Annotated in this window: 24 protein-coding genes and 1 pseudogene; 12 read left to right on the forward strand and 13 right to left on the reverse strand. The window is 64.6% G+C overall.

What is annotated here, in order from left to right:
- Positions 1–115 precede the first annotated feature (115 nt).
- The 3 genes from IVB40_RS01615 (at position 116) to IVB40_RS01625 (ending at position 2,457) form a co-directional block, all read left to right on the forward strand.
- Positions 116–580 (forward strand): Lrp/AsnC ligand binding domain-containing protein, encoded by a 465-nt coding sequence (locus IVB40_RS01615; RefSeq protein WP_247817933.1) that lies wholly within the window; start codon positions 116–118, stop codon positions 578–580.
- 45 nt (positions 581–625) lie between these two features.
- Entirely contained in the window at positions 626–1,786 is a 1,161-nt protein-coding gene (locus IVB40_RS01620) for a PLP-dependent cysteine synthase family protein (RefSeq protein ID WP_247817934.1), read from the forward strand.
- Between the two features lie 110 nt (positions 1,787–1,896).
- Positions 1,897–2,457 carry a carboxymuconolactone decarboxylase family protein gene (locus tag IVB40_RS01625; protein ID WP_247817935.1) on the forward strand — a complete coding sequence of 187 codons (561 nt, stop codon included), beginning with the start codon at positions 1,897–1,899 and terminating at the stop codon, positions 2,455–2,457.
- A 13-nt stretch (positions 2,458–2,470) separates the two neighbouring features.
- Here the strand turns inward: IVB40_RS01625 and IVB40_RS01630 are convergent, their stop codons facing one another.
- Positions 2,471–4,054, reverse strand: coding sequence for a sensor domain-containing diguanylate cyclase (locus IVB40_RS01630; protein ID WP_247817936.1), 1,584 nt, complete (start codon positions 4,052–4,054; stop codon positions 2,471–2,473).
- A 440-nt stretch (positions 4,055–4,494) separates the two neighbouring features.
- On the opposite strand from IVB40_RS01630, the gene IVB40_RS01635 reads away from it, so the two are divergent.
- Entirely contained in the window at positions 4,495–4,740 is a 246-nt protein-coding gene (locus IVB40_RS01635; protein WP_027568028.1) for a hypothetical protein, read from the forward strand.
- Positions 4,741–4,788: 48 nt separating this feature from the next.
- Here the strand turns inward: IVB40_RS01635 and IVB40_RS01640 are convergent, their stop codons facing one another.
- Positions 4,789–5,724, reverse strand: coding sequence for an alpha/beta hydrolase (locus tag IVB40_RS01640; protein ID WP_247817937.1), 936 nt, complete (start codon positions 5,722–5,724; stop codon positions 4,789–4,791).
- Positions 5,725–5,925: 201 nt separating this feature from the next.
- Here IVB40_RS01640 and IVB40_RS01645 point away from each other — a divergent pair.
- A pseudogene (locus IVB40_RS01645) lies at positions 5,926–6,680 on the forward strand (branched-chain amino acid aminotransferase).
- A gap of 161 nt (positions 6,681–6,841) precedes the next feature.
- Here IVB40_RS01645 and phaR read toward each other — a convergent pair.
- Positions 6,842–7,438 carry a polyhydroxyalkanoate synthesis repressor PhaR gene (gene phaR / locus IVB40_RS01650; protein WP_027568025.1) on the reverse strand — a complete coding sequence of 199 codons (597 nt, stop codon included), beginning with the start codon at positions 7,436–7,438 and terminating at the stop codon, positions 6,842–6,844.
- 303 nt (positions 7,439–7,741) lie between these two features.
- On the opposite strand from phaR, the gene IVB40_RS01655 reads away from it, so the two are divergent.
- From IVB40_RS01655 to IVB40_RS01665, 3 genes are all read left to right on the forward strand, one after another.
- The gene (locus tag IVB40_RS01655; RefSeq protein WP_027515119.1) at positions 7,742–8,920 is read left to right on the forward strand and encodes an acetyl-CoA C-acetyltransferase; all 1,179 of its coding nucleotides are present in this window, start codon (positions 7,742–7,744) and stop codon (positions 8,918–8,920) included.
- A gap of 241 nt (positions 8,921–9,161) precedes the next feature.
- On the forward strand, positions 9,162–9,887 hold the full coding sequence (gene phbB, locus IVB40_RS01660) for an acetoacetyl-CoA reductase (RefSeq protein ID WP_247432561.1): 726 nt from the start codon (positions 9,162–9,164) through the stop codon (positions 9,885–9,887).
- A gap of 128 nt (positions 9,888–10,015) precedes the next feature.
- The gene (locus IVB40_RS01665) at positions 10,016–10,885 is read left to right on the forward strand and encodes an EamA family transporter (protein WP_247282946.1); all 870 of its coding nucleotides are present in this window, start codon (positions 10,016–10,018) and stop codon (positions 10,883–10,885) included.
- Between the two features lie 34 nt (positions 10,886–10,919).
- Here IVB40_RS01665 and IVB40_RS01670 read toward each other — a convergent pair whose 3' ends face one another.
- A complete protein-coding gene (locus tag IVB40_RS01670) occupies positions 10,920–11,342 on the reverse strand; it encodes a cupin domain-containing protein (protein WP_247282948.1) in 423 nt (140 codons plus the stop codon).
- Positions 11,343–11,379: 37 nt separating this feature from the next.
- Positions 11,380–12,147 carry a hydroxyacylglutathione hydrolase gene (gene gloB / locus IVB40_RS01675; RefSeq protein WP_247817938.1) on the reverse strand — a complete coding sequence of 256 codons (768 nt, stop codon included), beginning with the start codon at positions 12,145–12,147 and terminating at the stop codon, positions 11,380–11,382.
- A gap of 108 nt (positions 12,148–12,255) precedes the next feature.
- On the opposite strand from gloB, the gene IVB40_RS01680 reads away from it, so the two are divergent.
- The gene (locus IVB40_RS01680; protein WP_007599158.1) at positions 12,256–13,002 is read left to right on the forward strand and encodes a methyltransferase domain-containing protein; all 747 of its coding nucleotides are present in this window, start codon (positions 12,256–12,258) and stop codon (positions 13,000–13,002) included.
- Positions 13,003–13,073: 71 nt separating this feature from the next.
- On the opposite strand, the gene IVB40_RS01685 is transcribed toward IVB40_RS01680, so the two are convergent.
- Positions 13,074–13,868 (reverse strand): DUF4167 domain-containing protein, encoded by a 795-nt coding sequence (locus IVB40_RS01685; protein WP_247432555.1) that lies wholly within the window; start codon positions 13,866–13,868, stop codon positions 13,074–13,076.
- Positions 13,869–14,330: 462 nt separating this feature from the next.
- Complete coding sequence (prmC, locus tag IVB40_RS01690; protein WP_247817939.1) at positions 14,331–15,239, reverse strand: peptide chain release factor N(5)-glutamine methyltransferase; 909 nt, start codon at positions 15,237–15,239, stop codon at positions 14,331–14,333.
- 77 nt (positions 15,240–15,316) lie between these two features.
- Between prmC and IVB40_RS01695 the strand changes: the two genes are divergently transcribed.
- Complete coding sequence (locus IVB40_RS01695; protein WP_247432549.1) at positions 15,317–15,736, forward strand: HIT family protein; 420 nt, start codon at positions 15,317–15,319, stop codon at positions 15,734–15,736.
- Here the strand turns inward: IVB40_RS01695 and IVB40_RS01700 are convergent.
- The 4 genes from IVB40_RS01700 to IVB40_RS01715 all read right to left on the reverse strand — a co-directional run bounded on the left by IVB40_RS01700 (position 15,733) and on the right by IVB40_RS01715 (position 20,597).
- Positions 15,733–16,431 (reverse strand): ABC transporter ATP-binding protein, encoded by a 699-nt coding sequence (locus IVB40_RS01700; RefSeq protein ID WP_247817940.1) that lies wholly within the window; start codon positions 16,429–16,431, stop codon positions 15,733–15,735. The two genes, IVB40_RS01695 and IVB40_RS01700, sit on opposite strands and share 4 nt — an antisense overlap.
- Complete coding sequence (locus IVB40_RS01705) at positions 16,428–18,275, reverse strand: branched-chain amino acid ABC transporter ATP-binding protein/permease (protein WP_247282959.1); 1,848 nt, start codon at positions 18,273–18,275, stop codon at positions 16,428–16,430. The genes IVB40_RS01700 and IVB40_RS01705 overlap by 4 nt, the downstream gene beginning before the upstream one ends.
- Positions 18,276–18,286: 11 nt before the next feature.
- The gene (locus IVB40_RS01710; RefSeq protein WP_247282961.1) at positions 18,287–19,162 is read right to left on the reverse strand and encodes a branched-chain amino acid ABC transporter permease; all 876 of its coding nucleotides are present in this window, start codon (positions 19,160–19,162) and stop codon (positions 18,287–18,289) included.
- A 100-nt stretch (positions 19,163–19,262) separates the two neighbouring features.
- Positions 19,263–20,597, reverse strand: coding sequence for a substrate-binding protein (locus tag IVB40_RS01715; RefSeq protein WP_247817941.1), 1,335 nt, complete (start codon positions 20,595–20,597; stop codon positions 19,263–19,265).
- Positions 20,598–20,932: 335 nt separating this feature from the next.
- Between IVB40_RS01715 and IVB40_RS01720 the strand changes: the two genes are divergently transcribed.
- Positions 20,933–21,466 (forward strand): hypothetical protein, encoded by a 534-nt coding sequence (locus tag IVB40_RS01720; protein ID WP_247282963.1) that lies wholly within the window; start codon positions 20,933–20,935, stop codon positions 21,464–21,466.
- A gap of 112 nt (positions 21,467–21,578) precedes the next feature.
- A complete protein-coding gene (locus IVB40_RS01725; RefSeq protein WP_247819642.1) occupies positions 21,579–22,049 on the forward strand; it encodes a MarR family winged helix-turn-helix transcriptional regulator in 471 nt (156 codons plus the stop codon).
- Positions 22,050–22,071: 22 nt separating this feature from the next.
- On the opposite strand, the gene prfA is transcribed toward IVB40_RS01725, so the two are convergent.
- Positions 22,072–23,157, reverse strand: a complete 1,086-nt coding sequence (prfA, locus tag IVB40_RS01730; protein WP_247817942.1) for a peptide chain release factor 1 — start codon at positions 23,155–23,157, stop codon at positions 22,072–22,074.
- 56 nt (positions 23,158–23,213) lie between these two features.
- Positions 23,214–25,481, reverse strand: coding sequence for a phosphoenolpyruvate--protein phosphotransferase (gene ptsP / locus IVB40_RS01735; RefSeq protein ID WP_247817943.1), 2,268 nt, complete (start codon positions 25,479–25,481; stop codon positions 23,214–23,216).
- Positions 25,482–25,606: the final 125 nt, after the last annotated feature.

Here is a 25,606-nt window from a genome sequence, read left to right on the forward strand (position 1 = left end):
GCTCTTCCAGAAGGTGCTTTCATATGCTGCGCCTCTATTGCGGGTTGTCTTGCGATGATTGACAAAGTCTTTAGTATTCCTTTCGAAATCGGGACCATGTACGGAAGATCCTTCCATGTCTGCTCGTCTTGACCGTATCGACCTTAAGATATTGAGATTGCTGCAAAATAACGGCCGGCTGAGCAACGCCGAGCTGGCCGAAACCGTCGCCATCAGTCCCGCCACCTGCCATCGCCGCACCCAGCGCCTGTTCGAGCACGGCTTCATCGCCGCCGTCCGCGCCATGATCGCGCCGAAGAAGGTGGCAAAGGGCACGCTGGTGATGGTCGGGGTCGTGCTCGACCGTTCGACGCCGGAGAGCTTTGCGATCTTCGAGCAGGCGATCACCAGGCTGAAATTCGTGCTCGACTGTCACCTCGTCGCCGGCGACTTCGACTATTTCCTCAAGATCCGCGTCGGCGACATGGAGGACTTCAATCGTATCCATGGCGAGCAACTGATCGCACTGCCCGGCGTGCGCCAGACCCGCACCTTCTTCGTGATGAAGGAAGTCGTCGACAACGCGCCGCTGGAGTTTTGAGCGGAAGCTATTGATGCGCGATCCGCATCATGAGAGATTCAGGTGATGCAGCCATTTCCCTTCCGCCACCTCAATCCGGCCGGACCGGCCTATCGGCGCGGTTGGGTCGACGAGGCGGTCGCCGCGATCGAGGCCGACCAGTGCCGCACGGCCGACACGCATCTGATCCGGCTGATCGTGCCGGCGCTCGCTGGCATCGACATCTATCTGAAAGATGAGTCCACGCATCCGACCGGTAGCCTGAAGCACCGGCTCGCGCGCTCGCTCTTCCTTTACGCGCTCTGCAACGGCCACATCCGCGAAGGCACGCCTGTCGTCGAGGCGTCGTCGGGATCGACCGCGGTGTCGGAAGCCTATTTCGCGCAGATGATCGGCGTGCCCTTCTACGCCGTGATGCCGCGCACGACCTCGGCGGAGAAGATCGCCGCAATCGAGCATTACGGCGGTAACTGCCATCTGATCGACGACGGCCGCGCGCTGTATGCGAAGGCCGGCGCGCTGGCCACACGGCTGGGCGGCCACTACATGGACCAGTTCACCTTCGCGGAGCGCGCCACCGACTGGCGCGGCAACAACAACATCGCCGAATCCATCTTCACGCAATTGCAGGGCGAGCCGCGCCCGCTGCCGGACTGGATCGTGATGGGCGCGGGCACCGGCGGCACCTCGGCCACCATCGGACGCTATTTGCGTTATCGCCAATATCCGACGCGGCTGTGCGTCGCCGATGTCGAGCATTCCGCTTTCTTCGACTGCTTCAGCTCGCAGGACCGCTCCCATGTTTGCGACCGCCCCTCGCTGATCGAAGGTGTCGGGCGGCCACGCTGCGAGCCTTCCTTCGTGCCGGGCGTGGTCGACCGCATGATGAAGATCTCGGATGCGGCGACGATCGCGGCGATGAACGTGCTGTCGCGCCGGCTGCGCCGCGCGGTGGGGGGCTCGACCGGCACCAATTTCCTGGCGCTGTGCCGGCTCGCCTCGGACATGCGAAAGGCGAATCAGACGGGATCGCTGGTGACGCTGATCTGCGATTCCGGCGAGCGCTACCGGCAGACCTATTATGAGCCCGCCTGGCTGAAAGCGCGCGGACTCGATCCAGCGCCGTTCGAGGCGGCCTTGTCGTCGTTCCTCGATACAGCGCAGCCACTGGCGCTTGAGTTCGAAGACGTAATGAATCCGCAGAACTTGCGAAATCCTGAGGCCTGATAGCTGGCGCTTCCCTGCCATTGCAAGATTGCACGGCCGTCACGGCAACTTCACTTGCCTTGCGCGCGCCTGCGGGCGAGTTTCGCGGCTTCTCAACGAGGAGACCTGCCGTGCGCCTTCCCATTCTCGACCCGAAAGACCTGAGTGCCGAACAGAAGCCGCTCTATGACGACATGCGAGCGGGCATCAAGGATCACTTCAAGGGCTTTGTGAACATGCGCGACGATGGCGCGCTGCTCGGGCCCTGGAATCCCTGGATCCGTGAGCCGCGCTTCGGCAAGCCGGTGTGGGAGCTGGTCAAGGGGATCGCCGCGAACCCGCTGCTGCCGGCGCCAGTGCGTGAGGTCGCGATCCTCGTCACCGGCTCGCATTTCCGCTCCGGCTACGAGCTCTATGCGCATGTGCTGGTCGCCGAGCAGCGCGGCCTCTCCGACGAGAAGCTCGCGACCATCGTCGCCGGACAGCGGCCGGTCGATCTCACCAAGCAGGAGGCCGTCGCCTACGACGTGGCGTCCGCATTGGTCAGCGGCGGCGTGCTGCCGGAACTGACTTATCGGGCCGCGGTCAAGGAATTCGGCGAGCACGGTGCGGCCGAACTGTCCTATCTCGTCGGCGTTTACTGCATGGTGTCGGTCACGCTGAACACGTTCGACGTGCCGGTGCCGGACTAGATCTGCGGTGCGATCACTCCGCCGCCTTGTTCATGGGCGGCGGAGGCGACCAGGCAATACAGCGATTGCGACCTTCGGCCTTCGCCTGGTAGACCGCGTGATCGGCCGCGCTCATCAAGGCGTCGATGCCGGACATGCTGACACTTGCTTCCGCAATGCCGATGCTCACGGTGACGCCGAACTGAATTTGGTCGGCGGCGATCTGTGCGCTCATCACGCGTTTGCGGATCCTCTCGGCGACGATTCTTGCACGCGACAGGCTGGTTTCGGGCAGCAGAATCGCGAACTCCTCGCCGCCGAAGCGGCCGACGACGTCCGATTTGCGCTTGCCATCGAGGCATGCGGCCGCCACGGCCTTGATCGCTTCGTCTCCGACCGCGTGACCATAGCGGTCGTTGACAGACTTGAAATGGTCGATGTCGAGCATCAGGACCGAAACGGAGCGGTAGTAGCGCTGGAAGCGGCTCCATTCTGCGTCGAGCGAGCCCAGCAAATGGCGGCGATTATAGAGGCCCGTGAGCGGGTCGGTAGTGGCCAGGCGCTCCAGCATGTTGGCCTTGTTGGTGAGATCGGTAATATCGACATAGGTCAGCATGCGGCCGCCGTTCGACATCGTGGTGCAGTGGGCCCTGATCCGCCGCGCATCCGGCGTCTGGAGGTCGCGCACATGATCGCCCGCCTTGACTTCGGCGACGCGCTTGACGGGAAATTTCGCCAGTTCGTTCGCCGGCAGATCGGGCGCGCTCGCACGGTGCACCCGGCTCACCAACGATGCATAGGTCGGGCGGGCGGCGGCTTCCTGTTCGCTCACCTCCCAGAACCGCCGCATGCGCCGGTTCATGAAGCTGGCGTTCAGGTCGCGGTCGAGCAGCAGCACGCCGTCCTCGACGTTCTCGAGGGCGTCGCGCAGCAATTTCAGCTCGTCGGAGTAGCGCACGATGTCGGTGACCGGCGTATAGGTCAGCATCCGCCCGCCGTTGGGCAGAGGCGTGCATTGCATCCGAACGACGTCGCCGCTGGTACGGCGCAGGTCGCGCGGCGACGCATCGCCTACCTGTATTTGACGGACGCGCTCCGCGACATAAGCCTCCAGCTCGGCCGGCGGAATCTCGTAGGCGAGCGTATCGCGGCCATGATGCATCAGCGTCACAAATGACGGGTTGCTGTTGGCGACTTCATCCGGCAACAGCCACATCTGCCGGAACGCCCGATTGATCAATTGCGCGCGGAGATTGGCATCCAGCAGCACGATGCCCAGTGGGACGAAATCGAGTGCCGCGCGAAGCGCCAGCATCTGTCCGCGTATCAGCGAATCGGTCCCCCGCTCCTGCTCGTCCACGGCCTTCGGATCGACATGATCTTCCGCTCCGAGCGCAACCCCGACCTGACGGTCCGACCGCCAGAGCACACGGCAGGAGAGGATCTCCTGGCCTGCGAGCCGGAGCTGGAACCGATCGGGCACGCCGAGGCTGCTCTGCATCTCCAGCGTCGCGCCGTCTTCGGACATCCGGCGCACGACGCAATCGATCGTCGACTGACCGAAGTTGAAGAAGATCTGGCCGGCGAGGAACGTTCGTTCCGATACCAAGCGGGGCATTCCCAACCTCCCAAGCGGAATTGGCTCAGTTTGCCGCAAGCTTATTTGCCGAAAGGTAAGGCGGTGGGCGATTGCGCGAGAGGGCTAACAATTGGTTCACGCATCCGGCGTCGTTTACGTCAGCGGAGAACGCGAAAAGCCCTTCATCATCAACGATGAGCGGGAGCGGCCTTGCTCCGATATGCGTGAAAATGCGGACGCTCCGCTTTACGGAAAATCCACCACGGTCCGCAGTCAGCCGCGCACCGCGTAGAGCGGCGTCCGCAACGTCACGCGTTTGCCCTGACGGCGGAACTGCCTGTTGGATGGAATGTGATCGCCCGCGTGGTCAAGCGGTGTCCGCAATCGGTGGACGGTGCGAATGCACGCAGGTACGTTGCCGTGACCGCACGGACACAATCCGCGCCAGAGTGCAGGCCGGACAATGGAGAACTATAGCCATGGACACGTCACGCCGCATCCTGCTCGCCGGACTGGCGGGATTCGCCGTTGCGCCGACCGCCGCTGGAGCCGCGCCCTCGATCGCGGCCGATGACGTGACGGTCGCCGAAGAGCGCTTTGCGCGCATGATCGCAGCTGCGCATGCGCCCGACGTCACCTGCGTGCGACAGGCCGAGCGTTATGCGGACGCGCATTGGCCAAACTACGTCGCGGCGGCGCGTTCCGTCATCGCGGCGAGAGCGTGAGGCATTCTCTTTCCTCTCCCGTTGCGGGAGACGGCAACACGAGGTGTTTCACGTCCCCACCGCCCGCCTGACCTGCTCACCGATCTGCGACAGCACGAGCTGCGCCTGCGGCAGGATGGCACCCATGGCGTGGAAATTGTGAACCATGCCCTCGTGGCAGACGTGCTCGACCGTGACGCCCGCGGCGAGCAGCTTGCGCGCATAGGCATTGCCCTCGTCGCGCATCGGGTCGTACTCGGCGGTGTGGATGATGGCGGTCGGCAGGTCCGCAAGCCGTGTCGCGCGCAAGGGCGAGATGCGCGGATCGGCGGCATCCAGGTCCTCGGGCAGATAATCGGCGAGATCGGCTTCGATCGTGACGCGGTCGATCAGGTGGCCCTCGGCGAATGCCTCGCGCGAAGGCGAGGCCTCCTCGAAATCCAGCACCGGGCAGATCAGGCATTGCGCGACGATGGAAAGGCCCGCGGCCTGCGCCGCCTCCTGGCACACGATCGCAGCGAGCGTTGCACCGGCGGAATCGCCGCCGAGCACCAGACGCCCGGGGTCGATGCCGAGCGATGCGGCCTCGCGCGCCACCCATTCGGTGGCAGCGATCGCATCGTCCACGGCAGCGGGGAATTTGTGCTCGGGTGCCAGCCGGTAATCGACCGAGACGAGACGGCAGCCGGTCGCATGTGCCAGCGCCGCCGCGATGCGGTCATGCGTGGCGATGCTGCCGGCAACGAGCCCGCCGCCGTGAAAGAACACGAAGCCGGGCGCGCGATCGTCGGCGCCTGCGGGTGAATAGAGGCGATAGGGCAGCGCGCCGCCGGGACCAGGCAGCATGCCGTCGGACGTCGTCACGTCAGGCGCATCGGCGCGCGCAAACTGCATCAGCTTTGCCAATGATTGCCGCCGTGCCTCCACGCTGGGCCGGCTCCGTGCCTGCGGCGCAGCCGCAGCCATCATGGTCAACAAACGCTTTGCGAGCGGATCGAGCGGCATGGTGCTTCCTTTCCCCTTCCGGGAGGGTAACTCACCATTTTCCCGCAGGGAATCATTTAGAAATTGCGCCCAATAGTGGCGCTATAATGCGGCGCCACGCCAAGGGAGAGGCCGGTCATGGCCGAGATCAAAAAGCCCATCGCTTATTCGCCGAGCTGGACCTTCTTTGAGGGCAAATGGCATGACGGCAATGTGCCGATCATGGGTCCGCGCACGCATGCGGCCTGGCTCGGCTCCGTCGTGTTCGACGGTGCGCGGGCGTTCGAAGGCGTCGCGCCCGATCTCGACCGTCACGTCGCCCGCGCCAATCAATCCGCGATCAGCTTTGGCCTGAAGCCGCTGGTCGATACCGGGACCTGGCTGACACTCGCAAACGAGGGCATCGCACGCTTCGCGCCGAATGCCGAGCTCTACGTCCGTCCGATGTACTGGGCGCGGAACGGCACGGGCGGCGGCGTGCTGTTCGATCCCGAGACCACCGATTGGTGCCTGTGCATCTACGAGGCGCCGATGCCAAAGCCGGTCGGCAACGCGATCACGCTGTCGCCGTTCCGCAGGCCCACAATTCGCGCGCGCTTGCCGAAGCCGCCTCGCGCGGCTTCCAGAACGCGCTGATGCTCGACATGCTCGGCAACGTCGCGGAGTTCGGCAATTCCAACGTGTTCATGGCCAAGGACGGCGTGGTCTACACGCCGGTGCCGAACGGCACCTTCCTCAACGGCATCACCCGCCAGCGCGTCATCAGCCTGCTTCGCGCCGACGGCGTCACCGTGGTCGAGAAGACGCTGCGCTATGCCGACTTCCTCGCCGCAGACGAGATCTTTTCCACGGGCAATTTCGCGAAAGTCGCGCCGGTGATCCGCATCGACGATCGCGAGCTGCAGCCGGGCCCGCTCTACACCCGCGCGCGCAAGCTCTATTGGGACTTTGCCCACGCGGTGAAGCTGGCGGCATAGCTTCCGCAGTTTCCCCGTCATTGCGAGCAAAGCGAAGCAATCCAGGCTGCCTCCGCGGAGGGATTCTGGATTGCTTCGCTGCGCTCGCAATGACGAGGTGGGGGACTGCTGAGGAAATCAGCGGGCCGCGGCGCTCGCGACGCGAGCGCGAACGAGAGGACCTACTCGTCCTTCTTCGACATCCGCTCGAGGCGTTCCTGCATGTCCTTCATCTGCTGGCGCAGATCGTCGATATTGCTGTCCTTCGGGGCTTCTGCGGTCGGCTCGGGCGCCGGCTCCGCGGAGCCGGCGGGGCGGCCTGCGCCGGGCGCGAAAGGCTTGAACATCGAGAAGGTCTGCTGGAACAGCTCCATGTTGCGGCGAACCTGTTCCTCCAGCGGCGCAAACGGGGTCCCGGACAGCGAGGTGGCGATCTGCTTGCGGAACTTCTCCTGCTCCTGCGTGAGCGACGCGATGGCCTGCTCCAGATATTTCGGCACCACCATCTGCATGCTGTCGCCGTAGAAGCGGATGAGCTGGCGCAGGAAAGTGGTCGGGAGCAGGTTCTGGCCGGCCTTGTTCTCCTGCTCGAAGATGATCTGGGCAAGTACGGAGCGGGTGATGTCGTCGCCGGTCTTGGCGTCGTAGACCAGGAAATCTTCGCCGTCCTTGACCATGGAGGCGAGGTCTTCCAGCGTCACGTAAGTGCTCGTCCCGGTGTTATAGAGCCGGCGGTTCGCGTATTTCTTGATGGTGGTGGGTTGGTCTGATTTCGCCATGGGCTCTCACTTGCAAGCGCGGAGAACGGGAACCTGACGGGCTATGCCGCAGGGCGGGAAGAGTACGCAACGCAACAAAATAAGCATTTTCAAAGGGGTCACGCTACCGTTTTGTGCGCCACGGTTAATCGGGCAGCAAAAACGTGCTTGCGAAAGCGCCAAGAACGCTATTTTGAATGCGCTGCGGGATGAATTCGGCCGTCGGCCGATTGACATGCCTCAACGACGTTAACAGGATGCCGTCCGAGACTGGCGAGCCGTTTCCCCAGCCCCGTCTGCCCCCATTCAACCCAGGAGATGCCCATGTCAGACGATGTCGTCATCGTCAGCGCCGCCCGCACCCCGGTCGGAAGCTTCAACGGAGCGTTCGCAACCCTTCCCGCCCATGATCTCGGCGCCATCGCCATCAAGGCCGCGCTGGAGCGCGGCGGCATCGAGCCCGGCCGGGTCTCCGAAGTCATCATGGGCCAGATCCTGACCGCCGCCCAGGGTCAGAACCCGGCCCGCCAGGCCTCGATCAATGCCGGCATTCCGGTCGAGAGCCCGGCCTGGGGCGTCAACCAGCTCTGCGGCTCGGGCCTGCGCACCGTTGCGCTCGGCTATCAGGCACTGCTCAACGGCGATTCCGAGATCGTGGTCGCCGGGGGCCAGGAATCCATGAGCATGGCTCCGCACGCCCAGTACCTGCGTGGCGGCGTCAAGATGGGTGCAGTCGAATTCATCGACACCATGATCAAGGACGGTCTGTGGGACGCCTTCAACGGCTATCACATGGGCAACACCGCCGAGAACGTCGCGCGGCAGTGGCAGATCACCCGCGCCCAGCAGGATGAGTTCGCGGTCGCCTCGCAGCAGAAGGCCGAAGCCGCGCAGAAGGCCGGTAGATTCAACGACGAAATCGTTCCCGTCACCATCAAGGGACGCAAGGGCGATGTCGTCGTCAGCGCCGACGAATATCCGCGCCATGGCGCAACGGTCGACGCGATGGCGAAGCTCCGTCCGGCCTTCGAGAAGGACGGCACGGTCACCGCGGGCTCTGCGTCGGGTATCAATGACGGCGCTGCGGTCGTGGTGCTGATGACCGCCAAGCAGGCTGCCAAGGAAGGCAAGAAGCCGCTCGCGCGCATCGTGTCCTGGGCGCAGGCCGGCGTCGATCCGAAGATCATGGGCTCGGGCCCGATCCCGGCCTCGCGTGCCGCGCTGAAGAAGGCCGGCTGGAATGTCGGCGATCTCGACTTGATCGAGGCCAACGAAGCCTTCGCGGCGCAGGCCTGTGCCGTCAACAAGGATCTCGGCTGGGATACCTCCAAGGTCAACGTCAACGGCGGCGCGATCGCGATCGGCCATCCGGTCGGTGCCTCCGGCGCGCGCGTTCTGGTGACGCTGCTCCACGAAATGCAGAAGCGGGATTCAAAGAAGGGTCTCGCCACGCTGTGCATCGGCGGCGGCATGGGTATCGCGATGTGTGTGGCGCGCGACTGAAGATATTTGCCGCGTCATTTGCGCGTGCGCTGCACACGTGACTGAGTGCGTTGCACGCGATTAAAAAGGCGGCGGTTGCAAATCAAATATTCTTCGCAACCGTACAAGCCTCGACTAAAGAGAAACGCCCGGCTCGACGCCGGGCGTTTTGTTCTTGATGTCCGTCAAACGTGCCCCATAATCCGCGCTTAAAAACGATCACTCAGAAACGTCCGAAGAGTCCAAGGGAAGGAAATACGATATGGCACGTGTTGCATTGGTGACGGGTGGTACGCGGGGCATCGGAGCTGCGATCAGCAAGGCGCTGAAGGCGGCCGGCTACAAGGTGGCGGCGAGCTATGCCGGCAACGACACCGCGGCGGAGAAGTTCAAGGCCGAGACCGGCATCGCCGTCTACAAATGGGACGTCAGCAGTTTCGATGCTTGCGCCGAGGGCGTGAAGAAGGTCGAGGCCGAGATCGGCCCGATCGACGTGCTCGTCAACAATGCCGGCATTACCCGCGACACCGCCTTTCACAAGATGACGCTCGAGCAGTGGAACGCCGTCATCAATACCAACCTCGGTTCGCTGTTCAACATGACGCGTCCAGTCATTGAAGGCATGCGTGCGCGCAAGTTCGGTCGCATCATCTCGATCTCGTCGATCAACGGCCAAAAGGGACAGTTCGGCCAGGTCAACTATTCCGCGGCAAAGGCCGGTGACATCGGCTTCACCAAGGCACTCGCGCTCGAGAACGCCAAGGGCGGCATCACCGTCAACGCGATCTGCCCCGGCTACATCAACACCGAAATGGTGCAGGCCGTGCCGAAGGAGGTCCTGGAAAAGAACGTGATCCCGCAGATCCCGGTCAATCGGCTCGGCGAACCGGAAGAGATCGCGCGCGCGGTCGTGTTCCTGGCGGCGGACGAGGCCGGCTTCATCACCGGCTCGACGCTGACCATCAATGGCGGCCAATATCAGGCCTGATGGCGCCAATTCTCTCCGCTGAACGTCGCTGAGCCAAATGCCTGTAGCTTCAGGCGCGACAAGGCGATAGTGAAGACGAAAATGCCCGGCCTCGTGCCGGGCATAAACGTCCTCAGAGCCTTTGATCGATGACTCCCCGCACGGCAACGCTGATCGGATTGACCGCGATCCTGATGTGGTCGCTGCTGTCGGTGATGACGGTGGCGACCGGAAAGATCCCGGCGTTCCAGCTGGCCGCGATGACGTTCGCAATCGGCGGTCTCGTCGGCCTGCTCACCTGGATCGGCCGCGGCGAGGCGGCCAAAAGCCTGCGTCAGCCGCTGGCCGTGTGGACCGTCGGTGTCGGCGGATTGTTCGGCTATCACGCGCTGTATTTCCTCGCGCTGCGCTTTGCGCCGCCGGCTGAAGCCGGCCTGCTGAATTATCTGTGGCCGCTCCTGATCGTGCTGTTCTCGTCGTTCCTGCCGGGCGAGCGGCTTGCCGTGCATCACGTCGTGGGCGCCGTGCTCGGCCTCGTCGGCACCGTGCTGCTGTTCGCTGGGAACACCTCCGGCTTCACGCAGGGTCAATTGCCGGGATTGGCCGCGGCCTTCATCGCAGCGTTCGTGTGGGCGACCTATTCGGTGTTGTCGCGGCGATTGAAGGCGGTGCCGACCGATGCGGTCGCGGGATTTTGCCTCGCCACCGCGGTGCTCGCCGCGCTGATGCATGGACTGCTCGAAACCACGGTGTGGCCGGACACGACCTTGCAATGGCTCTCCGTGATCGCGCTCGGCATCGGTCCGGTCGGTGCTGCGTTCTACGCCTGGGACATCGGCATGAAGCGCGGCGACATCCGCGTGCTCGGCGCCGCGTCCTACGCGACGCCGCTACTCTCGACCGGCTTCCTCATCGCCGCCGGATTCGCCAATGCCAGCGCCAATATCACCATCGCGGCGATCCTGATCGCCGGCGGCGGCCTGATAGCCGCGAAGGACATGGTGCTGCGAAAGCGGTAGCGTCATTGCCGGCGCAAGCCGAAGCGACGGGGCCTTAGGGCTCCCAGCCCTTGGGCGCGAGCTCGAACTTCGCGAACTCGAAGGCCGGCGCCACAGTGCAGCCGACCAGGGTCCACTCGCCGGTGGTCTCCGCCGTCTGCCAGGCATCCGCCGGCACGATCGCCTGTGGCCGCTCGCCGTTCAACAGGTCCGCGCCGAGCCGCACCTCGTGCTGGGAGCAGCCGTCATGGGCGATGCGCAGCGTCAGCGGGCTGCCGGCGTAATAGTGCCAGCTCTCGACCGCATCGATGCGGTGCCAGTGCGAACGCTCGCCGCGCGCCAGCAGGAAGTAGATCAGCGTCGAGCGCGCGCGGCCGTTGGTGTCGGTGGTCTGATCGCGAAACGTCTCGCGATAGTGCCCGCCTTCGGGATGCGGTCGGAGTTCAAGGCGCGCGATGATCTCGGCTGCGGTCGGCATCGATTCCCGTCAGGATTTGATCTTCAGGACTTGTTCCTCAAGATTTGTTCTTGCGCTCGCGCAGCTCGCCGAACACCGCGGTGGCATCCGCGCCCTTCATGTGCAGCCTGGCTGCGATCGAGGGTTCATCAGCGCGCAGGAATACGTTTGTCCGCTTTTCATCACCAAGCAGCGAGGGAATGGTCGGCTTGTTCTCGGCCCGCAGCCTCGCCACCTCGGCCGCGCGCGCCTGCAGCGCCGCATTGTCGGGGTCGACGGTCAGCGCGAACTTGACGTTGGACGCCGTGTATTCATGGCCGCAATAGACCTTGAAGTCGTCGGGCAGGGCACGCAGCTTCAGAAGCGAATCCCACATCATCGGATAGGTGCCCTCGAACACGCGGCCGCAGCCGATCGAGAATAGCGTGTCGGCGGCGAACAGCGCTTTCTCGGTGTCGAACACGTAGGAGATGTGGTCGAGCGTGTGGCCGGGCGTCTCCAGCACGCGCCCCAACAAGCTGCCGACCTTGACGATTTCGGCGTTGGCGACGCGCAGGTCGACGTCTGCGATCTCAGTGGTCTTGTCATGCGGCGCGACGACGCGGCAATTGTATTTCTGCTTGAGTTCGGCGACCCCGCCGACATGATCGCCATGATGATGGGTGATCAGGATGTCGGTGAGCTGCCAGCCCTCGCGCTCGAGCGCCTTCAGGATGGGGCCGGCCTCCGGCGCGTCGATCGACGCCGTCGCCTTGGTTTCCACATCGTGGATCAGGTAACCGAAATTGTCGTTTAAACAGGTGAAAGTACGAATTTCGGCGGCCATGTCATCTCCGATCGCGCTCAGCTCCGTCAGACAAATATGGCGTTAACGTTGCGCAGGCAATGCAATATTCCGCGCGCGGGGCCGCCTCGTGCATGTTACATTGCGATCATGACCATTGATGTCGTCGACCTCCGCGAGTTCTACTCCCGTCGCCTCGGGATTGTGGCGCGGCAAATGATCAATCGCGGCATTCGGGAGCGCTGGCCGCGCGTCGATGGCCAGCGGGTGCTCGGCTTCGGCTATCCCACGCCCTATCTCGGGTTGTTCCGCGAGGACGCGGAGCGCTGCATCGCCTTCATGCCGTCGGCCCAGGGCGTCCTGAAATGGCCGACGGGACGGCCGGCGCTCGCCTCGCTGGTGGACGAGTTCTCGCTGCCGCTTCCCGACGCCGCGGTGGATCGCATCCTGCTGGTCCACGCACTGGAAATGTCGGACGATCCGGCCGCGCTGCTGCGCGAGGCGTGGCGCGTGCTGTCCCCGTCCGGTCGCGTGATTGCGGTGATCCCGAACCGGCGCGGGGTGTGGACCCGCACCGACAGCACGCCGTTCGGTCACGGCCGGCCCTATTCGCGCTCGCAGATCACCGATCTGTTGCGCCAGACTTGGTTCACCCCGACCGCCTGGGGCGAGGCGCTGTTCATGCCGCCCTATGCTGGCGGCTGGGTGCTGAAATCCGCGCAGATGTGGGAGCGCGCCGGCGCGGCGCTGTCGCTGCCCTTTGCCGGCGTGCACATCGTTGAGGCGACCAAGCAGGTCTACCGCGCGATCCCCGCCAAGCGCGAGCGGGCGCGGCTGATTCCCTCACTGGCGAAGCCGGTGCTGGTGCCGTCATCGACGACGGCGACGCGCGGCTAAAAACAAATCGTCCCGGACATGCCGGGACGATTCAGGTCAGGGTATCTGGCGAAGGATGTCCGGCGAAAGGTTTACTCGCCGGGGGCCACTTCGTCGCTCGAGGCGGCCGGAGCGGCTTCGCGCTCGGGGCGCGGGCCATTCGGGCGGCGGCGCCGCCGCGGAAAGCGCTCGCCACCACCAGCACCTTCGAAGCCGGCCTGGCCGGGCGCGCCACTGTTCACCTGCGGCTGCGGACCGGTGATGAAGGACGGCAGACGATCGACGCTGACCGCGTCGGCGACGACGGGCTGGGGCTGGTTCAGCGGCAGCGGTTGCGGCTGGGGCTGATATTGCGGCTGCGGACGATGGTCGCGTTCGCGATGCTCGCGCGGCTGCTGATTGTCGCGCTGATAGTGGTTGTCGCGGGGCTGATGATCACGCGGCTGATGATCGCGCGGGCCGTCGCGGTCGCGCGTGAAGGGCGGCGGTGGTGGCTGTGGGACAAACCCCGGCTCCTGGCCGAAATTCGAGAAATTCTCGCCGTCGTCCTCGCCGTCGTCGCCGCTGCTGTTGATGGGCTCATCGCCGCGCGGCTGCTGGTTCTGCCGGAACTGCTCCTGAGCCGTCGCGATCAGGCGAAAATAATGCTCGGCATGCTGGTAGTAGTTCTCGGCCGCAACGGGGTCTCCGGAGGAGCGCGCGTCGCGCGCGAGCTGGAGATATTTTTCAGCAATATGCGAAGCCGTGCCGCGGATCTTGATGTCGGGTCCGTTGGACTCGTAGACCCGGGTCATCGGGTTCTGGCCGCGCCGGTTATTATTGTTGTTATTGTTATTATTATTATTGTTGCGGTTGCGCATCCGCTGCTTGTTCTGACCGTTTCTCATGTCCTGCCTTTAATTCCAGCCCTAAAGGTTGCACGCATTACTGATTGCCGAGAGTGACCTGATGACAGCGGTTCACATCGCTTGCGCGCAACCGCACGCAAGAGCGGCTTGATCCCTGCCGATGTTTGTCGACCGTCGCGTTCAACAAAAGACGCGTTCCCCACCGCCAGCATCCATCGCCAGCGAACCCATTCATATCGCCTGCCGAAACAAGCCCTGCTTTGTTGCGTAAGTCTTCAAGCGCAATATCAGGCTTTCGTTCACGTTGCGGTCGGTAAGCAGCGCAGCTCAAATGGCCATCGCGCTCAACAGGACCTGCGGCTTGGAACCTTTATCAGTAAGCTCTCGCCCGAGAGCCCGGCTTTCGCCCGTAAGTCTACGGGGCCGGCACCGATGTGTTGATCGGAAGGTAGTCGTTCCCAAGGGATATTCCAAGAGGTTTTTTGCAGCCCAATCCGGCTTTTATGGGGGCATTTTCCGGGCCGAAACCGCCCGCGGGATGCCCGCCAGATCGGCCTTGGGCGACCTGTCCACGACCAACGCGGCAGCCGTCAGCAAGGTTTCAATATTTCGGGCCTGGCCCTGTCCGGCCTCGACGATCAGTGCTCCGCCGGGGGCGAGACGTTCAGCCGCCTGCGGGATCAGGGCGCGATAGGCGTCGTAACCGTCATTGCCGCCGTCGAGCGCCAGATGCGGATCATGCTCGCGCACCTCGATGCTCAGTTTCGGAATTTCAGCCGACGGGATGTAGGGCGGATTCGACACGACGAGATCGAACGGGCCGCGGAGCGCCGTTGCGTAGGAACAGGCGACGAAGCTGGCGCGGTCGGCGAGGCCGAGAGCCGCGGCGTTGTCTCTCGCGGTCTTGAGCGCGGTCAGACTGAGATCGGTGCCGACCCCGAACGCGCCGGGAATCTCGTGCAGCAGCGCGAGCAGGATGGCGCCGGATCCGGTGCCGATATCAGCGATGCGCGGGCGCTGTCCCGATATCGTGAGCCCACGAAAGATCTCGAGCGCGAGCTCGACCACCGTCTCGGTATCGGGACGCGGCACCAGGGTCGCCTCGGACAGCTGGAACGGCAGGCCCCAGAATTCCCGAGCGCCGAGAATGCGGGCGACCGGCTCATGCGCGAGCCGGCGCTTTGCGTACGCTTCCAGCCGCGCAGCCTCTTCGGGTGCGAGTTGCCGGGCCGCCTGCGTCACCATGCCGGTCAGATCAAGCCTCAGCGCAGCCCCTACGAGCAGGCGCGCATCGAGAGCGGGCTGCTCGATGCCGGCCGATTGCAGCCGAGCCGCAAGCGCGCGCCGCGCACTCTCGATGCTGTGTCCGGGATCGAAATCTGTCGCCAATGGAACTATCCTGCCTGGCATCGTGGATAGGCCGGCTGGCTTGCTTGCGTCAACGGAAAGGAGCGCGTCAGATCGCGCCTCGCAACGAAGGAGGGTCCATGACGCCCTACGACGATCAGAACGTCTTCGCAAAAATCCTGCGCGGCGAGATCCCCTGCTTCGAGGTTTTCAGGGACGACCGTAGCCTCGCCTTCCTCGATATCATGCCGCGCTCGCCCGGGCACACGCTGGTCGTTCCCCGGGCGCGGGCACGCGGCATCCTCGACATCGCGGATGACGACCTCGCCGCGGTCGCCCGAACCGCCAAGCGGATCGCGATTGCCGCGATGAAGGCGTTCGACGCCGAGGGCATCATCCTTCAGCAGTTCAGCGAGCCGGCCAGCGGCCAGGTGGTCTTTCACCTGCACATGCACGTCATGCCGGTCAGGGCCGGGACCGAGCTGCTGCCGGCGCAGACGCGCAAGGAGGACATGACGGTGCTCGCCGCTCACGCCAGGCGAATGATCGCCGCTCTCTAGACGCCGAGATAGCGCTGGAGCAGCTCCGGCTGGGCCTTGAGCTCCCGCGCCGGCCCCTCGTGCACGATGTGCCCGTTGTTGATGATGTAGATCCGGCTCGCCAGCGCCAGCGTCGCCGCCAAATTCTGCTCGACCAGCACGATGGTCTGGCCGGCGGCGGCGAGCTCGCGGCAGGCCTTGACGAGATCGTGAACGATGACGGGCGCGAGCCCCTCGAACGGCTCGTCCAGCAGCACGATCTTGGGGTCGCGCACCAACGCCCGTGCGATCGCGAGCATCTGCTGCTCGCCGCCGGAGAGCTCGGTGCCGCGGTTGTTGCGCCGCTCCTTCAGCCGCGGAAACATTTCGTAGATCCGATCGAGCGGCCAGCGTTTCGGCGCAGTGATGCCGGCGAGGACGATGTTTTCCTCCACCGACAGGCTGCCGAAGATGCGGCGTTCCTCGTGCACGAGCTGCATGCCGGCCTGGGCGATTCTGTGGCTCTTGCGCCCGGCGATATCGATGCCGTCGAACTTCACGCTGCCGCTACGCGGCGTCACGACCCCCATCAGGCTCTTCAGCGTGGTGCTCTTGCCGGCGCCGTTGCGACCGAGCAGCGCCACCACTTCGTGACGCGCGACGTGCATGGCGACGTCGAACAGGATGTGGGAGTCACCGTAATAGCTGTTCAGGTCGTTGACCTCGATCAGGCTCATGCGGCGATCTCCCCGTGAACTCCGCCGAGATAGGCTTCCTGCACGGCGGCGTTGGCCTTGATTTCCTCCGGCGTGCCGTCGAGCAGAACCTTGCCTTCCTGGAGCACCGTTACGCGTTCGACCAGCTCGAACAGCGAATCCATGTCGTGGTCGATGATGATCATGGTGCGCCCTCGCGCGATCGATTTGAGCAGCTTGACGGTCTCGACGCGCTCGCGTGGGCTCATGCCCGCAAGCGGTTCGTCGAGCAGCAGCAGGCGCGGCGAGGTGGCGAGCGCGAGGCCGATTTCGAGCCTGCGCTTCTCGCCATAGGCGAGCTCGGATACCGGCGTATCGGCCCGGCGGCTCAAATTGACGAGGGCAAGCGTGTGCTCCACCTGCTCGGTCAGGCCCTTGACGCTGGAGAGCTTGCGGAACAGGTCGAGCCGAAATTTTCCACGGAGCTCGGCCAGCGCTGCGATCGTCAGGTTCTGCCGCACCGTCAACCCGGTGAAGAGCTGGTTGACCTGATAGCTCTTGGTGAGGCCGAGCTGGCAGACCTCGGTCACCTTCAATCCCGTGATGTCTCGCCCCTCGAATACGATCTGGCCGGAGCTCGGCGCGATCTCGCAGGTCAGCATCTTGAAGAAGGTCGATTTTCCGGCGCCGTTGGGGCCGATGATCCCGCGCAGCTCGCCCTGATTGACGCTGAAATCGATGTCGCTGTTGGCGACGAGACCGCCATAGCGTTTGGTCAGGCCGGTGGCTTTCAGGATCGGCCCGGAATATGCGGGATGCGCGACCTCCTTGGCCTGCATCGGCGCCGGTGGGGGTTGCAGTGTGGCCTCGGCGTCAGCGGCCTCCTGCTCCATCTCCGCATCCGTTCGCTTTCGCTTGCCCGAGACGAGGCGGTAGAGATCGGCAAGACCGCCGATGATGCCGCCGCGCAGGAAGCAGACCAGCAGCACGAAGACGACACCCAGCACCAGCTTCCAGGCTGCGCCGAGGCCCAGCGCGGACTGGAGGAAGTCCTGAAGGAAGAGCCAAACGGTTGCGCCGACCAGCGGTCCGAACAGCGTGCCCCTGCCGCCGATGGCCGTCTGCATCACGAGCTGGCCCGAGGTGTCGAAGGTGAAGGCGTCGGGCGGCATGAAGGCCTGGAGCACGCCGAGCAGTCCGCCGGCGAAGCCCGCGTAAGCGGCTGCGATCACGAAGGCGGTCAGCTTGTAGCCATGGATGTTGTGTCCGACGGCCGTGGCGCGCAGCGGATTGTCGCGGATCGCACTCAGAATCGCGCCGACCGGCGAGCGCACGATCCTGAGGGCGATGACGACGCCGACGAAGTAGCACAGCGCGATGAACTGATAGAGCGACCAGCCATTGGTGAAGTGGATGGAGGTGAAGCCGAGATCGAAGCTCGGCGTCGGTACCCCCGGCAGGCCGTTCTCGCCGCCGGTGAAATCGGAAAGTGGATTGAACTCGACGAAGAAGAACACCTCCGCGATCGCCACGGTGATCATCGCGAAATAGATGCCGGTGCGGCGCAATGCGATCAGGCCGATCAGGTAGCCGGTCGCGGCCGCCGCGATCATGCCGATGATCAGCGCGCCCAGCACGTTGCCGAAGCCCGCGCGGGTCAGCAGGTAGGCGGCGACGAAGCCGCCGGTGCCGTAGAAGGCGGATTGGCCGAACGAGAGCAGGCCGGTGAAGCCGAACAGGATGTCGAAGCCGAGGCCGAACAGGCCCCAGACCAGGATCCTGTTCACGGTGTTCGGCGCGAAGCCGAGATGAGGCAGCACGAAGGGGGCTGCGATCAAGCCGATCGCGGTCAGGGCTTCGATCAGGAAGGGGCGTTGCTTGAGCATCAGGAGATCGCTTACTCGCGGCCTTGGACGCCGAGCAGGCCATGCGGTCGTACCACGAGCACGAGCGTCATCGCCGCAAACAGCATCACATAGGCGTAGCCGGGGTTGAACATGGAGGTGACGCTGATGATCTCGCCGGCGATCAGGCCGCCCAGAATTGCGCCGGGGAACGAGCCGACGCCGCCGATCACCACCACCACGAAGGTCTGGACCAGGATGTCGTCACCGATGCCCGGTGTCAGCGACACCACCGGCGCGTTGACGATGCCGGCAAAGCCGGCGGCCATTGCGCCGATGCCGAACACCACCATGAAGACGCGATAGACATTGATGCCGAGCGAATCGACCATCACCGAATCCTCGATGCCGGCGCGCACAATCATGCCCAGCCGGGTCCGGTAAAGGACGATAAAAAGTGCGCCGAGGGCGACCGCGACGATGCCGACGACGGCGAGGCGGTAGGTCGGATAGAACATGAAGCCGAGATTGGTGATGCCCCGGAACAGGGCCGGCGGCGGCACCAGCTGCGACTGGCTCGAGAAGATCAGGCGCACGAGCTCGACGAAACAGATGCCTAGCCCGAAGGTCACGAGCAGCTGATCCTCGTGCGGGCGGTGATAGAAATGGCGGATGATGACGCGTTCCATGAGAACGCCGAGCAGCATCACGAACAGCGAACCCGCGATCACGGCGAGGATGAACGACTCCGTGTACTGGTAGGCGACGAAGCCGGCATAGCCGCCGATCATGAACATCGCGCCGTGCGCGAGGTTGAGCACGCCGAGCGTGCCGTAGATGATGGTCAGGCCGGAGCTGATCAGCGCGAGCAGGGCGCCGAGCGCGAGCCCGTTGAAAAGCTGCGAAACGAGGTTGGGCCAACTTATCATGCGACAATCGCTGTTGTGGCGCGCGATGGTGCGCGTCCAAAAAAGGGTGACGCCGCAGGACCGGAGTGCAGTCCGCGGCGTCACAGGGGTTAGCGAGGTCTCAGCTGTAGTCGCCGAGATGGCAGCCGAAGGCGTCCGGCTTCTGCATCAGGCTTTCCCCCGGGACGATCTCGACGACGTCGTACCAGTCTTCCTTGTTCTTCATGTCCTTTTGCTGCTTGCCCTTGACGATGATCACCGGCCGGACGCACTGATGGTCCTCGGGACGGTAATGCACTTCGCCCACCAGGGAGGGGATCGTCTCGCCCTTCTCGTAGGCCTTGATCACGTCGGGCGGGCTGAAGCTGCCGGCCTGCTCGCACATGTGCGCCCAATGCGCGAAGCTGACATAGGCGTTCTCCGCGCCCCATTCGGGCTTGTAGCCGTACTTCTTCTCGAATGCTTCGTTGAACATCTTGGCGAGCGGGAATTTGTCTTCGATGGTCCACCAATAATCGGTGGCGGCGTAGACGCCCTGCATCAGGCCGCCGGTCTCGCGCGCGATGAAAGGCACCTGGTAGGGGACGACCAGCTTCATCTTGTCGAGCACGCCGAACTGCTTGGCCTGTTGTGTCGACAGCACGGCGTCGTGTCCCCAATTGACGTTGATGAGCACATCGGCGCCTGAATTCGCGACGTTCAGCAGATAGGAGGAATAGTCGGGTGCGCCGAGGGGCGCCACCTGGTTGGTGGTCGTCGTCCAGCCCGCTGTTGCGAGGAAATCCTGCATGGATTTGGTGACGGTGTGGCCGTAGGTGTAATCAGGCGTGAGATACGCGGCCTTCTTGCCCTTACCGAACTCACGTACCATCACCGGGCCGATCGCTGCAGCCGCAGTCTGGCCGTAGAAGTTCTGGCGAAAGCCGTAGCGGACGCAATCCTTGCCAGTGGTATCGTTCGAGCCGGAAATGCCACACACGAAAATGACGTGTTCGCGCTGGGCGAGTTTGTTCAGCGCCACTGCAACGGCGCTCGACGTGCCGCCGGTGATCATGATCGCCTTGTTCTCGCTGATGAAGCGCTGCTGCGCCTGCACCGCCTCGTTTGGCTTGGCCGCGGAATCGGCGACGCCGAACTTCAGCTCCTTACCGAGCACGCCCTTGCTGGTCTTCGGCGATATCTTCTTGATCAGGTCGTGCCCGCTGTTGATGTGCTCGATCGCGAGCTGATAGCCCTTGAGCTCGTCTTCACCCTGTACGGCATAGGTGCCGGTGCGCGGCACGGAGATGCCGATGAAGGCGGTGGAGCCCGAGACCCCGGCGGGGTAGGAGCCGATCGCCAGCTTGTCCTCGGCAAACGCCGGCATCCCGGGCAGAACCGCGCCGCCGATGAGGCCCGCGGTGGTCTCAAGCAGGCCACGGCGCGAGAGGCCGCGGCGGATGAGATTGTCAGTCATGATCGTTTCCTCCGAACATCGTTCTTGTTTGCAGGCAAAGCACGTCCTGTCCGGGGGCAGCCGGCCTCAAGGGCCTGCCCGCGCCGGGCACGTCACATCCGCGTGTAGCTCTTGGACGCAAGCATTGCTTGTGAACGCCTTCTGTCAATTTCGTCTTTGGTCGAACGCCGAAAATTATCTCGTGAAAACATATCGCATCACGATATATATTAGTCTTTGTGAGTACGAGGCTGGCGGGTTCGGCGAGAGAAATGGCGCGGCAGACGACGGTGGCGGGTACCCGGAAGCGACGGTCTTGGCCGCAAGGTGCGGAGCGGCAGGAGGCGGGGTGGCCAGTGGAAGAGGCGAACGGACAGCGAGCGACACCGCAGTCCGGCGATGCCTCGCGCATGCCCGATCCGCGCAACTGGCCGGCCGGCCGGCGCGGGCCCGCCGTCGGCCCCGTTCAGGCGAAGCGCGCACCCGGTCCGATGCAGAAGCTGAGCGTGCGCGCCCAGAACGTCCTCAAGGAGCTCGCGGTCGAGCTCACTGCCGAGCAGCCGCCGAAGGGGAATTGGTCGCCCTCGCGCGAATTGCTGCTTGCTCTGACGGCTGAACGCCTCGCCACCGCGCGCAATTGCGGCCCTCACACGATGAGGGAGATCATCGACTGGGCGCAGGGCTGCGGCGTGACCATCAAGCCGGTGATCCCACCCGGCGGCTCGCTGTCGCAGATGTGGGCGGAGATGATTACCAATGCATCCGCCGGTACCTTGACCAGCTCCGAGATTGCCGGCGCGCTGCAGCGCTCGATCCGGCGGAAGAGCGTCCGCATCCCGATCGCGTTACAGGTCATCCTGGTGAAGATCCTGCTGTCCAGCTTCGAATAGGTGGCGATATTTGTGCATCCGGGGCGCCGGTCGGTTGGTTCGGCCTGACCTTCCTTGCTAGTCTCGGTGAGGCCGCCCGTTGCACCGGCTGGCTCGACGTCGCAGGCAGGGAATGGCCCCATCGAAGCGGAAGACGACACGCCCGGCGCGTGCTGTGCCCACAAAGAGTGGCGCGATGCGCGAGGCCGACTACGCGGCGCTTGCGCAGTTTCGCTATCAGCTCCGAACCTTCCTGGCCTTCAGCGAAGCCGCGGCTCAGAGCGCCGGGTTGACGCCGCAGCAGCACCAGGCGCTGCTGGCGATCAAGGGATTGGCTGCCCCTGATGGCGCCAGCGTCGGCGACATCGCGCGCTTCCTGCTGATCCGGCACCACACCGCGGTGGAGCTGGTGGATCGCATGGCGAAACTGAAGCTGATTGGCCGGGAAGCCGACCCCAATGATGCGCGGCGCGTCCTGGTCAAGCTGACAGCGAAGGGCGAGCGGAAGCTGCGATCCCTCTCGCGCATCCATCTGGACGAGCTCAGCGCCGCCGCGCCCGGTTTGGGCAAGATCCTGCGAGCGTTTCGAGCCAAGAGACGCTGAAGAAAGCGCGAAGCCGCGAGCTCTACGCCGCCGCGCCCTGGGCGGCGAGCTGCGCGGCCTGGTGCTCGGTGGTCAGCGCGTCGGTCAGTTCGCCCAGCGCTTCGCCCGCGATCACCTGCGGCAGCTTGTAGAGCGTCAAATTGATGCGGTGATCGGTGACGCGTCCTTGCGGGAAATTATAGGTGCGGATGCGCTCGCTGCGGTCGCCGGAGCCGACCTTCTCCTTGCGCTCGGCCGAGCGCGCCGCGTCGAGGCGCTGCTGCTCGGCGTCGTAGATGCGCGAGCGCAGGATGTTCATGGCGGACGCGCGATTTTTGTGCTGCGAGCGGCTGTCCTGCATCATCACCACGATGCCGGTCGGGATGTGGGTGATGCGGATCGCCGATTCGGTCTTGTTGACGTGCTGGCCGCCGGCGCCTCCGGCGCGCATCGTCTCGATACGCAGATCATCGTTCCGGATCTCGACATCGACCTCCTCGACCTCGGGCATCACGGCGACGGTGGCGGCGGATGTGTGGATGCGCCCCTGCGTCTCGGTGTCCGGCACGCGCTGCACGCGGTGCACGCCGGACTCGAACTTCAGCTTCGAGAACGCGCCGCGGCCCTGCACCTCCGCGATGATTTCCTTATAGCCGCCGACGCTGCCTTCGCTGGCCGAGATCACCTCGACCTTCCAGCCCTGCAGGGCCGCGAAGCGCTCGTACATCCGGAACAGGTCTCCGGCGAACAGCGAAGCCTCGTCGCCGCCGGTGCCGGCGCGGATTTCCAGCACCACGTTGCGGTCATCCATCGCGTCCTTCGGCAGCAGTGCGACGCGGATCTTCTGGACCAGCTCCTCGATCCTCGGCGTCAGCTCGCCGCGCTCGGATTCCGCCATGGCGCGCATCTCGGCATCGGTCGCGGGGTCGGCGATCAGCGCCTCAGTGTCGGCGAGCTCCTTGACGGCCGATCGATAGGTCTTGACCGCTTCGATCAATGGCGTGAGCTCGGCGAGCTCACGCGTGATCTGCACATAGCGTTCGGAAGCGAGCTGACCGAGCGATTCGGCCTCCAGCGAGGCGTGATGCGCGAGCAGGACGTCCAGTTTGGCTTCGGGGAGTGACGACATCGGTTCAGTCTCAAAATGCGGGAAAGGCGAGGCGGCGGGAAGCGGCGACAGGCCCGCTACAACGCCAGGCCTTCGGCCTCGGCAAATTCCGTCAGCTTCTGCCGGATCGAGACGCTGCCGGCGGGCGCGTCCAGCAACGGGCCGAGCATCGCTTCGGCCTTCTTGGCGTCGAGATCGATCACCATCGCCTTGACCGGGCCGAGCGCGGTGGCCGAGAGCGACAGCGAGCGATAGCCCATCGCGATCAGCGCCAGCGCGCCGATCGGCTTCGACGCCATCTCGCCGCAGAGCGACAGCGATTTCTTCGCGGCCTGCGTCTTGCGTGCGATGTCGCGAAGCGCGCGCAGGATCGGCGCCGACATGGTGTCGAAGCGCTCGGAGACCTTTGCGTTGCCGCGGTCGACCGCGAACAGGAACTGGAACAGATCATTGGAGCCGACCGAGATGAAGTCGACCTTCTTGAGGAGCTCGTCGAGCTGATAGAGCAGCGCCGGCACCTCGACCATGGTGCCGATGTCGATTCTTTCAGGCAGCGTGTGGCCGTGCTGGCGCAGATAGGTCAGCTCGCGCTCGACCAGCGCCTTCGCCGAATCGAATTCGGCGACCTCCGAGATCATCGGGAACATGATGCGCAGCGCGCGGCCACCTCCGGCGCGCAGCAGTGCGCGGATCTGGCCGCGCAACAGGCCGGGACGGTCGAGCCCGAGCCGGATCGCGCGCCATCCGAGCGCGGGATTCTCCTCGATCACTGCTTCCATATAAGGCAGCGCCTTGTCGCCGCCGATGTCGAGGGTGCGGAAGGTGACGGGCTTCGTGCCGGCGGCATCCAGCACGGTGCGATAGAGCGCGAGCTGGTCGCTGGTGCGCGGCAGGCTCTGGCCGACCATGAATTGCAGCTCGGTGCGGAACAGGCCGATGCCGGCGCTGCCGGTGTCTTCGATATGCGGCAGGTCGATCGCGAGACCCGCATTGATCATCAGCTCGACCTTCTGGCCGTCTTTGGTGACGCAGGGCAGGTCGCGCAGCGCCAGATACTGCGCCTGGCGGCGGGCGCGGAAGCGCACGCGCTCTGCGAAGGCCGCTTCGACCTCCTGCGATGGGCGCACATAGATCATGCCGGAGGTGCCGTCGACGATGACGGCGTCGCCGGGATCGGCGATGCCAGGCGCGTTCGGGACTTCGCCGACCGCGGGAATGCCGAGCGCGCGCGCCACGATCGAGACGTGGGAATTGGCGGTGCCTTCCTCCAATATGATGCCGCGCAGGCGCTTGCGGTCGTAGTCGAGCAGCGCCGCCGGACCCATCGCGCGCGCGATGACGATGGCATTGTCGGGCAATTGTTCGCGTGACGGCGCGTGATCCTGGCCGACCAGCTGCCGCATCAGGCGATAGCCGAGATCCTCGAGATCATGCAGCCGGTCGCGCAAATAGGGATCGGTCGAGCGCAGCATGCGCGCGCGGGTATCGGATTGCACACGCTCGACGGCGGCCTCCGCCGTGAGGCCGGTGGCGACCGCCTCGTGCAGCTTGTGCGACCAGCCCTGGTCGTTGGCGAACATGCGGTAGGCTTCCAGCACTTCGCGATGCTCGCCGCCTTCCGCGACGTCGCCGCGCTCCAGCATTCGGTCGAGATCGGCGCGCAGCTTGGCGAGCGCGGTGTCGAGCCGCTTGATCTCCTTCGGCAGGTCCTCGGCGATGTAGTCCTTGATGACGACGCGCGGCTCGTGCAGCACGACATGGCCGAGTGCGATGCCTTCCGACAGGATGGCGCCGACCTTCTGCGACGAATGGCGCGCCGCGGGCTCATGGCCCGGCTGGGCCAGCGCAGACAGCTCGCCGGAGGCGATCAGCTCCGCCAGCACCATCGCTGTGGTCTGAAGCGCCTCGAGCTCCTCCTCGACATAGTTGCGCTTGGCGCGGTTCTGCACCACCAGCACGCCGAGGGTGTTGCCGGCCCGCAGGATCGGCACGCCGAGGAAGGAGTGGTAGATCTCTTCGCCGGTCTCCGGGCGGAACGAGAAGGCCGGATGGCTCTGCGCATCGCTCAGGTTGAGAGGCGTTGCCTCGCTGGCGACCAGGCCGACAAGGCCCTCATGCGCGCTGAGCACGGTGTGGTGCACCGCCTCGCGGTTGAGGCCTTCGGTGGCATAGAGCTCGAGCGTGTTGTCGACGCGCAGCACATAGACCGAGCACACCTCGGCCACCATGTTGGCGGCGATCAGCACCACGATCTTGTCCAGCCGCTCCTGGGCCGAGACCTGCTCCGCCATGGTTTCGCGGAGCCGTCTCAACAAGACGCGGGGACCTCCCGACGCGCTCCGCATGAACCGTCAATCTCCTCCGTCTGCCGGGGCCGAAAGGGCCCGCGGCGGCTCGCCCAGAAATCCAGAAAAACAACAAATTTGCTCGTCCGGCACCGGCCCCGGCGGTTGCCTGGGCCGAATCAGCA

It is taken from the genome of Bradyrhizobium sp. 40, assembly GCF_023100925.1.
Lineage (GTDB): Bacteria > Pseudomonadota > Alphaproteobacteria > Rhizobiales > Xanthobacteraceae > Bradyrhizobium.

What these genes read in the sequence shown, in the direction of transcription:
- phaR (WP_027568025.1), bottom strand. Translation starts at nt 7,438, where the DNA reads ATGGCGAAATCAGACCAACCCACCACCATCAAGAAATACGCGAACCGC.
- IVB40_RS01715 (WP_247817941.1), bottom strand. Translation starts at nt 20,597, where the DNA reads ATGACTGACAATCTCATCCGCCGCGGCCTCTCGCGCCGTGGCCTGCTT.
- IVB40_RS01640 (WP_247817937.1), bottom strand. Translation starts at nt 5,724, where the DNA reads ATGCCGCTCGATCCGCTCGCAAAGCGTTTGTTGACCATGATGGCTGCG.
- IVB40_RS01685 (WP_247432555.1), bottom strand. Translation starts at nt 13,868, where the DNA reads ATGAGAAACGGTCAGAACAAGCAGCGGATGCGCAACCGCAACAATAAT.
- IVB40_RS01665 (WP_247282946.1), top strand. Translation starts at nt 10,016, where the DNA reads ATGACTCCCCGCACGGCAACGCTGATCGGATTGACCGCGATCCTGATG.
- IVB40_RS01695 (WP_247432549.1), top strand. Translation starts at nt 15,317, where the DNA reads ATGACGCCCTACGACGATCAGAACGTCTTCGCAAAAATCCTGCGCGGC.
- IVB40_RS01705 (WP_247282959.1), bottom strand. Translation starts at nt 18,275, where the DNA reads ATGCTCAAGCAACGCCCCTTCCTGATCGAAGCCCTGACCGCGATCGGC.
- IVB40_RS01615 (WP_247817933.1), top strand. Translation starts at nt 116, where the DNA reads ATGTCTGCTCGTCTTGACCGTATCGACCTTAAGATATTGAGATTGCTG.
- phbB (WP_247432561.1), top strand. Translation starts at nt 9,162, where the DNA reads ATGGCACGTGTTGCATTGGTGACGGGTGGTACGCGGGGCATCGGAGCT.
- IVB40_RS01680 (WP_007599158.1), top strand. Translation starts at nt 12,256, where the DNA reads ATGACCATTGATGTCGTCGACCTCCGCGAGTTCTACTCCCGTCGCCTC.
- IVB40_RS01635 (WP_027568028.1), top strand. Translation starts at nt 4,495, where the DNA reads ATGGACACGTCACGCCGCATCCTGCTCGCCGGACTGGCGGGATTCGCC.
- prmC (WP_247817939.1), bottom strand. Translation starts at nt 15,239, where the DNA reads ATGCCAGGCAGGATAGTTCCATTGGCGACAGATTTCGATCCCGGACAC.
- ptsP (WP_247817943.1), bottom strand. Translation starts at nt 25,481, where the DNA reads ATGCGGAGCGCGTCGGGAGGTCCCCGCGTCTTGTTGAGACGGCTCCGC.
- IVB40_RS01630 (WP_247817936.1), bottom strand. Translation starts at nt 4,054, where the DNA reads ATGCCCCGCTTGGTATCGGAACGAACGTTCCTCGCCGGCCAGATCTTC.
- IVB40_RS01670 (WP_247282948.1), bottom strand. Translation starts at nt 11,342, where the DNA reads ATGCCGACCGCAGCCGAGATCATCGCGCGCCTTGAACTCCGACCGCAT.
- IVB40_RS01710 (WP_247282961.1), bottom strand. Translation starts at nt 19,162, where the DNA reads ATGATAAGTTGGCCCAACCTCGTTTCGCAGCTTTTCAACGGGCTCGCG.
- prfA (WP_247817942.1), bottom strand. Translation starts at nt 23,157, where the DNA reads ATGTCGTCACTCCCCGAAGCCAAACTGGACGTCCTGCTCGCGCATCAC.
- IVB40_RS01620 (WP_247817934.1), top strand. Translation starts at nt 626, where the DNA reads ATGCAGCCATTTCCCTTCCGCCACCTCAATCCGGCCGGACCGGCCTAT.
- IVB40_RS01655 (WP_027515119.1), top strand. Translation starts at nt 7,742, where the DNA reads ATGTCAGACGATGTCGTCATCGTCAGCGCCGCCCGCACCCCGGTCGGA.
- gloB (WP_247817938.1), bottom strand. Translation starts at nt 12,147, where the DNA reads ATGGCCGCCGAAATTCGTACTTTCACCTGTTTAAACGACAATTTCGGT.
- IVB40_RS01700 (WP_247817940.1), bottom strand. Translation starts at nt 16,431, where the DNA reads ATGAGCCTGATCGAGGTCAACGACCTGAACAGCTATTACGGTGACTCC.
- IVB40_RS01725 (WP_247819642.1), top strand. Translation starts at nt 21,579, where the DNA reads ATGGCCCCATCGAAGCGGAAGACGACACGCCCGGCGCGTGCTGTGCCC.